We start from the raw sequence: 14,089 nt of genomic DNA, 5'->3' as shown, positions 1-14,089 counted from the left end.
GCCAAGTGTTCGCCCCCCTCTCCCAGAGGGAGAGGGGGGCGAACACTTGGCTGATCTTGTGGCACAGAGCCCATAGCCGAGGCATCTATTTCCTCTAAACCCTGACTCATAACGCCCCCAGAAAATCGGTCAGCGGGCTGGAGGCTTGGGCCTGCAGGGCGCGGGCGCCAAGGCCTGCTTCATAGGCGCTGCGCCCAGCGGTGCAGGCAAGCGCAAAGGCGCGACCCATGGCGACCGGGTCGCCGCTCACTGCGATGGCGGTGTTGACCAGCACGGCATCGGCCCCCAGCTCAAAGGCGGCGGCGGCGTGGCTCGGCGCACCGATCCCCGCATCCACCACCACGGGCACATTGGCCTGCTCGACGATGATGGAGAGAAACTCCCTGGTCACCAGCCCCTGATTGGAACCGATGGGTGCGCCGAGCGGCATCACGGCAGCGCAGCCCACCTCTTCCAGCCGTTTGCAGAGCACGGGGTCGGCCCCGCAGTAGGGCAGCACCACAAAGCCCTCTTTCACCAGCTGCTCGGCGGCTTTCAGCGTCTCGATGGGGTCGGGCAGCAGATAGCGCGGATCGGGGTGGATCTCCAGCTTCAGCCAGTTCGTCCCCAGCGCCTCGCGGGCGAGGTGGGCGGCAAATACCGCCTCGGCGGCGGTCTTGGCGCCGGAGGTGTTGGGCAGCAGCTTGACCCCGAGTTGTCGAAGGGGTGTGAGGATATCGTCGTGGGCCTTGCCCGGTTCGAGCCGCTTGATGGCCATGGTGACCAGCCGGGAGCCGCTCGCCTCGATGGCGGCGGCCATCAGATCCGGGCGGGCAAACTTGCCGGTGCCGGTAAAGAGGCGCGAAGAGAAGGTGTGATCGGCAATTGTCAGCATGTCAGCCTCCGGCAATGGCAGTAAAGAGGTGAAGTTCGTCTCCGTCATTGAGACGGGTCTCGGCCCAGCGGCCACGGGGCAGCACGGCGCCGTTGAGGGCCACCGCTACCCCCTGTGGATTAACGTCTTGCGCCGCCAGCAGGTCGGCCACACTCTGCCCTGCCGTCAGCGGCTGGGCTTTATCGTTGAGTCGAATGGTCAAGGTCATGGGGTGATCTCCTTATCGTGTGTCGGGCATCGGCGCTGTCCGCAAACCGGGCAATCGGGATCGGGAGCCAGAGTGAGGGTTTGCCACTGATGGGTCAGGGCATCGAAACGGCGCAATGTGCCGGCCACCGGGCTCGGCATCCCGAGCAGCAGCTTCAGTGCCTCCAGCGCCTGCAAAGAGCCCATCACTCCGACCAATGGGCCGGTGACGCCGCTGGTCTCACAGCGCTCGGCGATTTGGGTATCCAGCGGATAGAGGCAGGCATAACAGGCGTGCTCCGGGCTGGTGCGCGCCATCAGCTGCCCCTGCCAACCCACTGCGGCGGCGGAAATCCAGGGCTTGTCCTGAGCCACGCAGGCGGCGTTGATGGCCTGGCGGGTGGCGAGGTTGTCGCAGCAGTCGATCACCAGATCTACCTCGGCCACAAACTCCGGCAGGCTGGCGGCATCAAGCCGCTGGTTGATGGCAATCAGCTCCACCAGCGGGTTGTGGGCGGCCAAGCGCTCGCGGGCCAGCTCCGCCTTGGAGTGGTTGATTGCCTTGGAGTCGAACAGGATCTGGCGCGGCAGATTGCTGGAATCGACCGTATCGCCATCGGCCAGCCACAAGGTGCCGACCCCGACCCCGGCCAGATAGAGGGCGAGCGGCGAGCCAAGCCCGCCCAAACCCACGATCAGCACGGATTTATCCTTGAGCCGTGCCTGACCGGCCTCCCCCACTTCCGCCAGCATCAGCTGGCGGCCGTATCTCAGATACTCTTTGTCACTAAGAGACGCCTCATCAGAGTGCATGTTCCACCTCCCTTATGGCAGAAGCCGATCGTGGCTCATCCCCTGCCCCCACGGCAGCCAGCAGCCGTTCGGTCGCCCCCTGCCAGTCATCACTGGCAGTGATGGCCGAGACCAGCGCGATGCTGCCGACTCCGCTCCCCTTGACCGTCGCCACCCGCTCCTCGCTGATGCCGCCGATGGCCACCGTCGGCCACTCCGCCATCAGGGCGCGGTAGCGGTGCAGCCGCACCAGCCCCTGCGGGCGCGAAGGCATCGCCTTGGTATTGGTCGGGAAGATATGGCCCAGCGCGATATAGGAGGGGGCCAGCTCGCGGGCCCGCATCAACTCGAAGTAGCCGTGGGTGGAGATGCCAAGGCGCAGCCCGGCCGCCTGAATGGCGGCGAGATCGGCCGTCTCCATATCCTCCTGACCCAGATGGACGCCCCAGGCCCCCGCCTCGATGGCCTGCTGCCAGTAGTCGTTGATAAAGAGCCGCGCCCCATGACGGCGACCGAGCGCTACCGCATCGCGAATGGCCGGTGCCACCTGAGCGGCAGGCAGATTCTTGATCCGCAGCTGGATGGTCTTGACCCCCAGCCCGAGCAGGCGGCGCAGCCACTTGACCGAATCGACCACCGGATAGAGACCGAGGTTGTGTTCGGTCGGCGCAAAGGGGCCCTGCGGCAGGCGGGCGCTGCTTGTCTCATAAAGCCCGAAACGGCGATCTAGGGTTGATCCCGCCAGCACGGCACGGGGGAAGTTGGCAAGATCGGCGGGCCAGCCGAGATGGGCGATGGGGCCCGGACCAGCCCCCACTCCCTGCGCCGCCGCCAGCCCCTGTTGCAGGTAAGCACGAGCGAGGGTGATGGCGTCCTCCACCGGATAATCCTGCGCCACCACGGCGGCGATGGCGCTGGCGTAGCAGCAACCGGTGCCGTGACCGTGGCGGGTATTCAGGCGAGGCGCCGCCAGCCAGAATTCGCGGGTCTCATCCTGGTAGTAGTCGAGGCAGAGCTTGCCGCTCCAGCCCAGATGGCCCCCCTTGACCAGCACGGCACGGGCGCCGAGTTCGCGCAGCCGCTGGGCGGCGAAGCGCACCAGCACAGGGCTGGTCGCGGGAATGCCGGTCAGGGCTTCCAGTTCGGGGCCGTTGGGGGTGATGAGCGACAGACGTGGCAACAGCTGCTCGCGCACCGCCTCCAGCATATTGGGCTCCGCCATCGGGGTGCCGGTGCTGGCGATAGCCACCGGGTCGTAGACCACGAAGGGAGCCTCGATGGCTGCCAGCCGGCGGGCCAGCACCTCGACGTGGAGCCGGGTCGGCAGCAGACCAATCTTGATGGCGGCGGGCGGCAGATCGACGCCGAGGGCGTCGATCTGGGCGGTGAAAGTCTGCATCAACACGGGGTCGACCATCTTCACCGCCACCGAGTTCTGGGCGGTAATGGCGGAGATAACCGAGCAGCCGTGCACGCCAAGGTCGTGCAATGTGTGCAGATCGGCCTGAATGCCAGCGCCGCCGCCGGAATCTGAACCCGCTATCGTCCAGACTACTGGGCGGGAGTCCGTCACAGGCAGCAGATCGGCGGGGCTGACAGCCCCGCGCTCGCTGCTCACGCCTCCTCCCCTGCGGCCTGTTTCAGCGCCGCCGCCTGATGGTAGATCTCGCCGCCGGTCTCCTTGAAGGTTTCAGCCATGCGGGCCATGCCGCTCTCCACCTGAGCCACTACCTGCTCCTGCTGGCCATCCATGCCGACCAGCTTGATCTCAACGGCCTCCAGCTTTGCTGCGTAGTCACGCACGTCCTGAGTGATCTTCATGGAGCAGAACTTGGGCCCGCACATGGAGCAGAAGTGAGCCACCTTGCCGGACTCCTGCGGCAGGGTTTCGTCGTGGTAGGCGCGAGCGGTGTCGGGATCCAGCGCCAGATTGAACTGATCCTCCCAGCGAAACTCGAAGCGCGCCTTGGACATGGCGTTGTCACGGATCTGGGCGCCCGGGTGCCCCTTGGCCAGATCGGCGGCGTGAGCGGCGATCTTGTAGGTGATAAGCCCCTGCTTCACATCCTCCTTGTTGGGCAGCCCCAGATGCTCCTTGGGGGTGACGTAGCAGAGCATGGCGCAGCCATACCAGCCGATGAGCGCGGCGCCGATGCCGGAGGTGAAGTGATCGTAACCCGGCGCGATGTCGGTGGTGAGCGGGCCCAGCGTATAGAACGGTGCCTCGTGGCAGTGCTCCAGCTGCTCGGTCATGTTGCGCTCGATCATGTGCATGGGCACGTGGCCGGGGCCCTCGATCATCACCTGCACGTCGTACTCCCAGGCAATTTGGGTCAGCTCGCCCAGAGTGCGCAGCTCGGCAAACTGGGCCTCGTCGTTGGCGTCATAGACGGAGCCCGGACGCAGACCATCGCCCAGCGACAACGCCACGTCATAGGCGGCGCAGATCTCGCAGATTTCGCGGAAGTGCTGGTAGAGGAAGTTCTCCTTGTGATGGGAGAGGCACCACTTGGCCATGATGCTGCCACCGCGCGACACGATGCCGGTGAGGCGCTTGGCGGTCATCGGCACGAAGCGCAGCAGGACGCCGGCATGGATGGTGAAGTAGTCCACCCCCTGCTCGGCCTGCTCCAGCAGGGTGTCACGGAACAGCTCCCAGGTGAGGTCTTCGGCGATGCCGTTGGTCTTCTCCAGCGCCTGATAGATGGGCACGGTACCGATGGGCACCGGGCTGTTGCGCAGGATCCACTCGCGGGTCTCGTGGATGTAGCGGCCAGTGGAGAGATCCATCACGGTGTCGGCACCCCAGCGGGTCGACCAGACCAGCTTCTCCACCTCCTCTTCGATGCTGGAGGTGACCGCCGAGTTGCCGATGTTGGCGTTGATCTTCACCAGAAAATTGCGGCCGATGATCATCGGCTCCGCTTCCGGGTGGTTGATGTTGCTGGGGATGATGGCGCGGCCGGCCGCCACCTCGTCGCGCACGAATTCGGGGGTGATGTTCTGGGGTAAACGGGCACCGAAATCGCGGCCCGGATGCTGGGTGCGCAACAGCTCTGAGCGCACCCTCTCACGCCCCATGTTCTCGCGAATGGCGATAAATTCCATCTCGGGAGTGACGATACCGGCGCGGGCGTAGTGGAGCTGGGTGACCCGGCGGCCCGGCTTGGCGCGGCGCGGCTTTGGCAAGTGCTCGAAGCGCAGGTGATCCAGCCCCTCATCGGCCAGACGCTCCTGAGTGAAGGTGGAGCTGAGCCCCGGCAGGGCGTCGGTATCATCGCGCTCCAGCACCCAGTTCTCCCGCAGGCGCGGCAGGCCGCGGCGCACGTCGATGGCGACCCCCTCCTCCCCGTAACGGCCCGAGGTGTCATAGACCGGGATCGGCTCGTTGGGCTCGAACCGGGGATCTTCCTTGGTGCCACCAACGAAGGTGTCGGCCAGCTGGATTTCCCGCAGCGGGACACGAATATCGGCGCGAGAGCCTTCGATAAAGATGCGGCGGGAGTTGGGGTGAGCCATCCCCTTGAGGCTGTCGATAAAGGCCTGAGCGCTGGAGCGCTGCTCGCGGCGGCTGGATTTGGCGGTATCAGATAGAGAAGTAGACATAGCAAAACTCACATTAACTGGTTGAAGTTATGGGTGTTTGCTTGTCTGGAGTTCGAGGAGAAGATGAACTTGCGGCGGGGTGTTTATATCAGGAGGGAGTGGGCGCGGGATGGATCTCCGCGCTGCTGTGCTGCCGCTTCCCGCTCTCTGCACGCGGTAGGCAAGGCGCCCCACGTGCTGGACAACCGGACGGGACAGACTCCCTCCTGTGCGCCCTGACCCATCAAGGGCGATCCCTTCGATGAGCGGAAGAGGCTTGTTCCTCCTCCGGCGCGGTAACCCGCAAGTTACCCTTGTTCCCTTCGCAGGTTTTAACCTGATCAGGTTCCACGGATCCCGAATTAACGGTCTCAGCTTCGCGTCGTTCGACGGTCAGCACTCCGACAAGATGGCGCCAGTATAAGGGGGAAAATCTAAAGCACAAGCCGTTAACAATATGGGGCAACGGCTGGCGCTGTGGTCGGACCGGGTTACTCCCCGCGCAGGGCGGGAAGCAGCAGACCGAGACGTTCGTAATAGAGCAGGGTGGTGCGGCTCAGGCCCAGTTCTCTGGCCAGCCGGGTAATCGTCAACATAGGGGTTCCTTCATCCAGCGGGCAGAGGATAAACCCGCCTATCGTAGACGGGTCAACTACTCCTCCGGATTGACCACCAGAATTTCGCTTAAGTGACCCTGTTCGTCGCGGGTCAGCACCAGCTCGCTCCCGGCGTGCAGATCGGCGGCTGAGCCGTTGACCCAGCGCACCTGCGGGTTGAGTGGCACAGTACCCAGAGCAGCCAGTGTGAGTTGCCGTTCATCAACGGATTGCAGGCGATCTTGCGCCCGCTGCCAGGGCTGATTGGCCAGCGGTGCTCTGGCGGCCAGCAGCTCGATCCGGGTGGCAACGCCATCGGCCACCAGCAGGGCGAGCTGGTCGCCGGGTTTGAGTGGCTGCTGCCAAATCTCCCCCTGCCGCCAGACGGCGGCACTGCCCTGCTCCACCTCAGCGCCCTGAAATTGCAGATGGATGCCGTCATCGTGTTCCAGCTCCATCAGCCACAGTTCGTCGGCCACCGCCTGCGCGGCACAGAGCGGCAAACCGCACAGCCACGCACACCACTTTGTTCTCTGTTCCATGTCGTTCGTCCCTGAACAAAAAGCCCATGCCGGATAAGCATGGGCTTCATTCAGAAACATTGCGAATCTGCAGCAGCGACCGGGTTACTTGTCCTCGTGGCAGCGACTCAGGCGCATGCCGTCAAACTTGCACTCAAGTTCGAGCCAGCGCCCTTCGAAGGGGGCCAGACTCTTGTCCGAGGTGGTGTAGCCCCAGATCCGCCCTCCCTCGACCGGCCCTTCCAGATCCATCTCGTCCTTGTCATCTTCCTCGAGCGCTTCGACCTTGCGCACATAGCGCACGCCGTTCTCCACCACCCCCTTCATCTCAACCCAGGTGCCGCCGAGATCATCTTCGTTGAGCCAATCCTTGAAGCGGGTCTGGTCGTCGATCACGAACGGCAGACCGTTCACCATCAGCTGGCCAAGCTGCCAGGTGGTGCGGCCGGTCAGTTTGAATTCGGCAGCCTGCGCAGATCCGAGCGGCAGCAAGATCAGCAGCAGGAGAGCACAGAGAGACTTCTTCATCGTGGATCCTCGGGGTTACACTGGCGACAGGATGATGTATCCGGTGTGAAAAGAGCGTGAAGCTGCTCGCCAACCAGGAGTACAAAGCATGAAGATTTTGGTAGTGGAAGACAATCCTCAGGTGGCAGAAACCATCATGGATTATCTGGAGCTGGCCGGCCACCGGCTGGACTGTGCCTATCACGGTCAGGCAGCGCTGCAACTGCTGGCCGAACAGCGCTTCGACGTCATCATCATGGATGTGATGATGCCCCGTCTCGACGGGCTCAGCACGGTCGCCCGCCTGCGTGAAGAGGGGATCTCGACCCCGGTGCTCTTTCTCACCGCCCGCGACAGTCTGGAAGACAAGCTGGCAGGCTTCAAGGCCGGTGGCGACGACTATCTGGTCAAGCCCTTCGCCATGGAGGAGCTGGAGGTGCGACTGCAAGCCCTCAGCCTGCGCGGCCCCCGCGGTGACATCGGCGCCATCACCTTTGGCGAGCTGACCGTCGATGCCGCCAGCGGGCAGGCGACCCGTGCCGGCGTTCCCCTCAAGCTCGGCAAGATCCCGTTCCAGATCCTCGCGCTGCTGGCCCGCCGCGCACCGGCCATCGTCACTCGACAGGAGGTGCTCGACACCGTCTGGGGAGAGGAGGAGCCCGACTCCGACGCCCTGCGCAGCCACATCTACGCCCTGCGCAACACCCTCGACAAACCCTTCCCCACCCCCATGCTGGAAACCCTGCACGGTCAGGGCTATCGACTGGTGACCCCATGAGCCTGCCGAGCCTGCGCCACCGGCTCATCATGGCGCTCGGCGGAGCCGGCGTGGTGCTGCTGGTACTGCTCTCCGGCCTGATGATGGTGGCCGAGGACAAGATGGAGGAGCTCAGCCTGCGCCACTGGCTGGAGGCGGAAGTGACCCGCTACAGCGATGACTGGCTGCGCCTCGGTGCCGCGGCGGCGGCGCCCAGCCCGCGCCAGTTCTCCAGCTACTGGACCGAGGCGGGCCGCCTGCCCAAGTGGCTGCGCCCCTACCAGACCCCCGGCTTTTTCGAGCATCAGCTGGGGAAGGAGGACAAACACTTTCTGGTGGCACGCCACCCCTCCGGAAAAGGGATGCTCTATCTGGTCTTCAACGACGATGCCGATGACTACCTCGACCCCTACGAGGACAAGCTGCATCTGGCCACCCGGCTGATCGGGCTGGCGCTGCTGCTGGGCTGCCTCGGCTTCGGTATCTGGCTGGTACGCCATATCACGGGGCCGCTGCAGCGGCTGCAACACAGGGTCGCCCACCTCACACCGGATCAGGCGGACTTCATCCCCGATGCCCCCTGGCAGGAGCTCAGGGATATCGAGCTGGCACTGCTGACCGGCAAGCAGGAGGTGAGCGCCGTCTTTGCCCGCGAGCAGGAGTTCAGCCGCTTTGCCAGCCATGAACTGCGCACCCCCAACATGGTGATCCAGGGCTCGGCCGCCCTGCTCGGCAAGGTGAGCGATCTGCCCGCCCCCGCCGAGCGCGCCGTCACCCGCATCCGGGCCGCCGCCGACGAGATGGCGCTGCTCACCGAGACCTTTCTGCTGCTGGGCCGCAAGGAGGAGGTCGAGCGGCCGAAGCAGCTGGTGGCACCGCTGATCCGCCAGGAGCTGGCCCGGCTCGCCCCGCTGCTGCAGCGAGAAGCGCTCGATATCCGTCTGGTGCTGGATGAGGCGAGTGAGGTCGATTCCCCCCTATCCCTGCTCGCCATCGCCCTTGGCAACCTGCTGAAAAATGCCCTGAGCTACGCCGAGGGCCATATCGACATCGAACTGTGCGGCCCGGTGCTCACCATCAGCAACCCGACGGCGGCAGCGCCGGATCAGATCCTCGGTTACGGCTGTGGCCTCACCATCATCCAGCGCATCTGCGAAAAGCTGGGCTGGCAGATCGAGACCCGGCTGGAGGCCAATATCTTCAGCGCCAGACTGGTGATGGCGGAATAAAAACAGGGCGCCCGAAGGCGCCCTGTTTTTTGGCTGGTACAAATCCGGGATCACTCCACCGGCTTGTGCTTGCGCCCGCCCTTGAGCTCGAGGAACTCGATGATTTTGCCCGCCACATCCTTGCCGGAGGCCGCCTCAACTCCCTGCAGACCGGGAGAGGAGTTGACCTCCAGCACCAGCGGGCCGCGGGCACTGCGCAGGATATCCACGCCCGCCACGTCCAGCCCCATGATCTTGGCGGCGCGCACCGCGGTAGCGCGCTCTTCCGGAGTGATCCGGATCGCCTCCGCGGTGCCGCCCCGATGCAGGTTGGAGCGAAACTCGCCGGGCTGGGCCTGACGGCGCATCGCCGCCACTACCTTGCCGTTGACCACCAGACAGCGAATGTCGGCGCCGTTGGCCTCGCGGATATACTCCTGCACCAGAATGTTGTTGTTGGTCTGGATGAAAGCCTCGATCACGCTCTCGGCGGCTTTCTGGGTTTCGCACAGTACCACGCCGATCCCCTGAGTTCCCTCCAGCAGCTTCACTACCAGCGGCGCACCGCCCACCATGGTGATGAGGTCGGGCACGTCGTGGGTGCTGTGGGCATAACCGGTGATGGGCAGACCGATACCGTGGCGGGAGAGCAGCTGCATCGCCCGCAGCTTGTCGCGGGAGCGGCTGATGGCCACCGAGCTGTTGAGCGCCATGGTGTTCATCATCTCGAACTGGCGCAGCACGGCGGTGCCGTAGGCGGTGATGCTGGCCCCGATGCGGGGGATCACCGCGTCATAGCTCTCCAGCTCCCGTCCTTCGTAGTGGATGGAGGGGTTGTGGGAGGCGATGTTCATATAACAGCGCAGGGTGTCGAGCACCTCGACCTGATGACCGCGCGCCTGTGCCACCTCGACCAGACGGCGGGTGGAGTAGTTTTTCGGCTCACGGGATAAAATGGCGATCTTCATGACAATTCCGCTAGAAGGCTATGCCTGGGCAGGATGGGGCGGGAGAGTATAAGGTGCCACAGCGCCAAGACAACGCCAATTGTTTCTCCTGACAACAAGCCAAATAACGCAGAAGCCTGCCCATTCAGCACAGCACGGTGAAACAATAAACGGCGGCCCTGCGCGCCCTCCGGAGGCTGCTCGCAAAGTCCGCCGTTTTCGCTCAATGGCCGAGCAGATTGGCTCTCTCGCTACCCCAGATTGGGGGCGAGCCAGCGCTCGGCGTCGGCCAGCGTCATCCCCTTGCGGGCGGCGTAATCCTCCACCTGATCTTGCTGGATCTGCGCCACCGCAAAGTATTTGCTGTCGGGGTGAGAGAAGTACCAGCCCGACACCGCCGCTCCCGGCCACATGGCGTAGGATTCGGTGAGCTGCATGCCGATGGCCTGCTCGACATCAAGCAGCTCCCACAGGGTGCCCTTCTCGGTGTGTTCCGGGCAGGCCGGATAACCCGGCGCCGGACGGATGCCCCGATAGTTCTCGCGAATAAGCTCCTCGTTGCTGAGGGCTTCGTCGGGGGCATAACCCCAGTGCACTTTGCGCACCTGCTCGTGCAGGTACTCGGCAAACGCCTCGGCCAACCGGTCGCACACTGCCTGAATGAGGATGGCGTTGTAGTCGTCGTGATCCGCCTTGTAAGCCTTGGCGATAGCCTCCTCACCGATACCACCGGTCACCGCGAAGGCGCCGATCCAGTCGGCTTTGCCACTCTCTTTCGGCGCCACATAGTCCGCCAGACAGTAGTTGGGGAAGCCCTGCTTCTCGCTCTGCTGGCGCAAGTGATGCAGCACTTTTTTCACTTCGCTGCGCGATTCGTCGCTGTAGACCTCGATGCTGTCCCCCACCGCATTGGCCGGGAACAGACCGATGATGCCGGCGCAGCGCACGCTCTGATCCTTTTCCAGCTGATCCAGCATGGCGTTGGCATCGGCAAACAGCTTGGTCGCCTCTTCGCCGATAATCTCGTCTTCGAGGATGCGCGGAAACTTGCCCGCCAGCTCCCAGCTGAGGAAGAACGGCGTCCAGTCGATGTAGGGGCGCAGCACTGAAATAGGCACGTTCTCGAACTTCTGCACACCCGGCTCGCGGGGCTTGGGTGGCTGGTAGCCAACCCAGTCCAGCTGATGACAGTTGGCACGCGCCTCCGCCAGCGTGATGGGGCGCGAGCGCGGCTGCTTGCGGGCGTGCTGCTCGCGGGCGATCTCGTACTCCTTGTCGATACGGGCGACGAAGTCGGGTTTGAGATCCGGGCTGAGCAGGCTCTGCGCCACCCCCACCGCGCGGGAGGCGTTGGAGACATAGACCACCGGTTCGGAGTAGTTTTGCTCTATCTTCACCGCGGTGTGCGCCTTGGAAGTAGTCGCACCGCCGATCAAGAGCGGCAGCTTGAAGCCTTGGCGCTCCATCTCCTTGGCCACATGCACCATCTCGTCCAGCGACGGGGTGATGAGACCGGAGAGACCGATCATGTCGGCTCCCACTTCCCGCGCCGTTTTGAGAATCGTCTCGCAGGGGACCATGACCCCGAGATCGATGATCTCGAAGTTGTTGCACTGCAGCACTACCCCGACGATGTTCTTGCCGATGTCGTGCACATCCCCTTTCACGGTCGCCAGCACGATTTTGCCGTTGCTGGAGCCACCCGATTTTTCCGCCTCGATATAGGGTTGCAGATAGGCGACCGCCCGCTTCATCACCCGGGCCGATTTCACCACCTGCGGCAGGAACATCTTGCCGGCGCCGAACAGATCGCCGACCACGTTCATGCCATCCATCAGCGGTCCTTCGATGACATGCAGCGGCCGCTCGGCTTGGGCGCGCGCCTCCTCGGTATCCTCTTCGATGAAGTCGGTGATCCCCTTGACCAGCGCATGTTCCAGCCGCTTGCCCACCGGCCAGCTGCGCCACGCCTGATCCCGCGGATCCTCGGCCTGGGCACCGGCACCGCGATACTTCTCGGCGATGGCCAGCAGCTCCTCGGTGGCGTTGTCATTGAGGTTGAGCACCACCGCCTCGACCTTCTCTTTGAGCTCAGCCGGAATGTCTTCATAGATGGCAAGCTGACCGGCGTTGACGATCCCCATGTCCATGCCGTTCTTGATGGCGTGGTAGAGGAAGACGGCGTGAATGGCTTCCCGCACCGGCTCGTTGCCGCGGAATGAAAACGAGACGTTGGAAACGCCGCCGGAGATCATGGCGTGGGGCAGGTTATCCTTGATGTCCTTCACCGCATCGATGAAGTCCACCGCGTAGTTGTTGTGCTCGTCGATGCCGGTCGCCACCGCGAAGATATTGGGGTCGAAGATGATGTCTTCCGGCGGGAAACCGACCTGATCCACCAGAATGCGGTAGGCCCGCTGGCAGATCTCGAACTTGCGGGCGCGGGTATCCGCCTGCCCTTTCTCGTCGAACGCCATCACGATAACGGCGGCGCCATAGCGGCGCAGCAGTTTCGCCTGCTGGGTGAACTTCTCCTCCCCCTCCTTCATGGAGATGGAGTTGACCACCGGCTTGCCCTGCACGCACTTGAGGCCCGCTTCCAGCACCTCCCACTTGGAGGAGTCGATCATCACCGGCACCCGGGCGATGTCCGGCTCGCCGGCGATGAGGTTCAGGAAGCGCACCATGGCCGCTTCGGCGTCCAGCATCCCCTCGTCCATGTTGATGTCGATGATCTGGGCGCCGTTATCCACCTGCTGCTTGGCGACGTCGAGCGCCTCGTCGTAGAGCCCCTCCTTGATCAGCCGCTTGAACTTGGCCGAACCGGTGACGTTGGTGCGCTCCCCCACGTTCACGAACATGGATTCGGGGGTGATGATCAGCGGCTCAAGGCCAGACAGGCGACAGGCCACCGGCAGCTCTGGCAGAACGCGCGGCTTGATGCCGGCAACCGCACCAGCCATGGCACGGATATGGGCCGGGGTGGTACCGCAGCAACCGCCAACCATATTGAGGAAACCGCTCTGGGCCCACTCGCGGATATGCTCCGCCATCTCGGCGGCATCGAGATCGTACTCGCCAAAGGCGTTGGGCAGACCGGCGTTGGGGTGAGCGCTGACATGGCTCTCGCTGATGCGCGACAACTCTTCGACATACTGGCGCAGCTCGTCCGGCCCCAGCGCACAGTTGAGACCGAATGAGACCGGTTTGACGTGGCGCAGCGAGTGGTAGAAAGCTTCGGTCGTCTGGCCGGAGAGGGTGCGGCCGGAGGCGTCGGTGATGGTGCCGGAGATCATCACCGGCAGGCTGTAGCCCAGCTCCTCGAATACCAGATCCACCGCGAAGGCGGCAGCCTTGGCGTTGAGGGTGTCGAAGATGGTTTCGATCAGAATGATGTCGGCGCCGCCCTCGATCAGGGCATGAGTCGATTCGGTATAGGCGGCCACCAGCTGGTCGTAAGTGACGTTGCGCTTGCCGGGATCGTTCACATCCGGCGAGATGGAGGCGGTGCGGTTGGTCGGCCCCAAAACCCCTGCCACGAAGCGCGGCTTGTGGGGCTCTTTCGCCGTCCACTCGTCCGCTACGGCGCGGGCAAGACGGGCCGCCTCGCGGTTGATCTCGGCCGAGAGATCTTCCATCTCGTAGTCAGCCATGGCGATGCGAGTGGCGTTGAAGGTGTTGGTTTCGAGGATGTCGGCGCCGGCGGCGCAGTACTGCTCGTGGATCTCGCGAATGACGGCGGGGCGGGTCAGCACCAGCAGATCGTTGTTGCCCTTGATGTCGGTATGCCAGTCGGCAAACCGTTCACCGCGGTAGTCCGCCTCCCCGAGTTTGTAGCCCTGGATCATGGTGCCCATGGCCCCGTCGATGATCAGGATCCGCTCCTTGAGACAGGCTTCCAGCTTGTTTGTCACATCCGACTTTCTGTTCGACTTTTCATTCGCCACCGCGTGTTCCTCTTACATCCGTGCAACTGCGTAAACAGCATCCTAACAGCAAACCAGCGAATTGGAAATCTAGCCGTCTATCAGTCCAAAATCGCGACCATATACTCATTTATAGGTAATGAGTAACATAGACCCCGAGAGTACCCTATGCCCGTCCCGCATGGGGATA

Annotated in this window: 12 protein-coding genes and 1 riboswitch; of the genes, 2 read left to right on the top strand and 10 right to left on the bottom strand. The window is 63.7% G+C overall.

The window, feature by feature from the left end; all coding sequences use genetic code 11:
- Positions 1-106: 106 nt before the first annotated feature.
- The 8 genes from AACS24_RS14265 to AACS24_RS14230 all read right to left on the bottom strand — a co-directional run bounded on the left by AACS24_RS14265 (position 107) and on the right by AACS24_RS14230 (position 7,082).
- Complete coding sequence (locus tag AACS24_RS14265; RefSeq protein ID WP_108571099.1) at positions 107-874, bottom strand: thiazole synthase; 768 nt, start codon at positions 872-874, stop codon at positions 107-109.
- Position 875: 1 nt separating this feature from the next.
- The gene (gene thiS, locus AACS24_RS14260; protein ID WP_069555221.1) at positions 876-1,082 is read right to left on the bottom strand and encodes a sulfur carrier protein ThiS; all 207 of its coding nucleotides are present in this window, start codon (positions 1,080-1,082) and stop codon (positions 876-878) included.
- Entirely contained in the window at positions 1,079-1,873 is a 795-nt protein-coding gene (locus AACS24_RS14255; protein WP_108571098.1) for a HesA/MoeB/ThiF family protein, read from the bottom strand. Before AACS24_RS14255 ends, thiS begins: the two co-directional genes overlap by 4 nt.
- The gene (gene thiE, locus AACS24_RS14250; RefSeq protein WP_108571097.1) at positions 1,863-3,470 is read right to left on the bottom strand and encodes a thiamine phosphate synthase; all 1,608 of its coding nucleotides are present in this window, start codon (positions 3,468-3,470) and stop codon (positions 1,863-1,865) included. The genes AACS24_RS14255 and thiE overlap by 11 nt, the downstream gene beginning before the upstream one ends.
- Positions 3,467-5,458 carry a phosphomethylpyrimidine synthase ThiC gene (gene thiC / locus AACS24_RS14245; RefSeq protein ID WP_108571096.1) on the bottom strand — a complete coding sequence of 664 codons (1,992 nt, stop codon included), beginning with the start codon at positions 5,456-5,458 and terminating at the stop codon, positions 3,467-3,469. The genes thiE and thiC overlap by 4 nt, the downstream gene beginning before the upstream one ends.
- Before the next feature lie 280 nt (positions 5,459-5,738).
- Positions 5,739-5,851, bottom strand: a riboswitch (TPP riboswitch).
- Positions 5,852-5,928: 77 nt separating this feature from the next.
- Entirely contained in the window at positions 5,929-6,033 is a 105-nt protein-coding gene (locus AACS24_RS14240; protein ID WP_258222942.1) for a MerR family DNA-binding transcriptional regulator, read from the bottom strand.
- Between the two features lie 56 nt (positions 6,034-6,089).
- Positions 6,090-6,575 carry a hypothetical protein gene (locus AACS24_RS14235; protein ID WP_108571095.1) on the bottom strand — a complete coding sequence of 162 codons (486 nt, stop codon included), beginning with the start codon at positions 6,573-6,575 and terminating at the stop codon, positions 6,090-6,092.
- Between the two features lie 84 nt (positions 6,576-6,659).
- A complete protein-coding gene (locus AACS24_RS14230) occupies positions 6,660-7,082 on the bottom strand; it encodes a hypothetical protein (protein WP_108571094.1) in 423 nt (140 codons plus the stop codon).
- A gap of 88 nt (positions 7,083-7,170) precedes the next feature.
- Here AACS24_RS14230 and AACS24_RS14225 point away from each other — a divergent pair, with 88 nt between their 5' ends.
- Both AACS24_RS14225 and AACS24_RS14220 read left to right on the top strand, forming a co-directional pair.
- Positions 7,171-7,839, top strand: coding sequence for a response regulator transcription factor (locus tag AACS24_RS14225; RefSeq protein ID WP_108571093.1), 669 nt, complete (start codon positions 7,171-7,173; stop codon positions 7,837-7,839).
- Positions 7,836-9,047 (top strand): sensor histidine kinase, encoded by a 1,212-nt coding sequence (locus tag AACS24_RS14220; RefSeq protein WP_108571092.1) that lies wholly within the window; start codon positions 7,836-7,838, stop codon positions 9,045-9,047. The genes AACS24_RS14225 and AACS24_RS14220 overlap by 4 nt, the downstream gene beginning before the upstream one ends.
- Positions 9,048-9,097: 50 nt before the next feature.
- On the opposite strand, the gene rimK is transcribed toward AACS24_RS14220, so the two are convergent.
- Complete coding sequence (rimK, locus tag AACS24_RS14215; protein WP_033112532.1) at positions 9,098-9,994, bottom strand: 30S ribosomal protein S6--L-glutamate ligase; 897 nt, start codon at positions 9,992-9,994, stop codon at positions 9,098-9,100.
- A gap of 230 nt (positions 9,995-10,224) precedes the next feature.
- Complete coding sequence (gene metH / locus AACS24_RS14210) at positions 10,225-13,920, bottom strand: methionine synthase (protein ID WP_108571091.1); 3,696 nt, start codon at positions 13,918-13,920, stop codon at positions 10,225-10,227.
- Between the last annotated feature and the right edge of the window lie 169 nt (positions 13,921-14,089).

The organism is Aeromonas sp. HMWF016 (assembly GCF_963878195.1).
Taxonomy (GTDB): domain Bacteria; phylum Pseudomonadota; class Gammaproteobacteria; order Enterobacterales; family Aeromonadaceae; genus Aeromonas; species Aeromonas lacus.
Note: the sequence above shows the minus strand (reverse complement) of the source record. Positions and strands in the feature narration are given on the sequence as shown.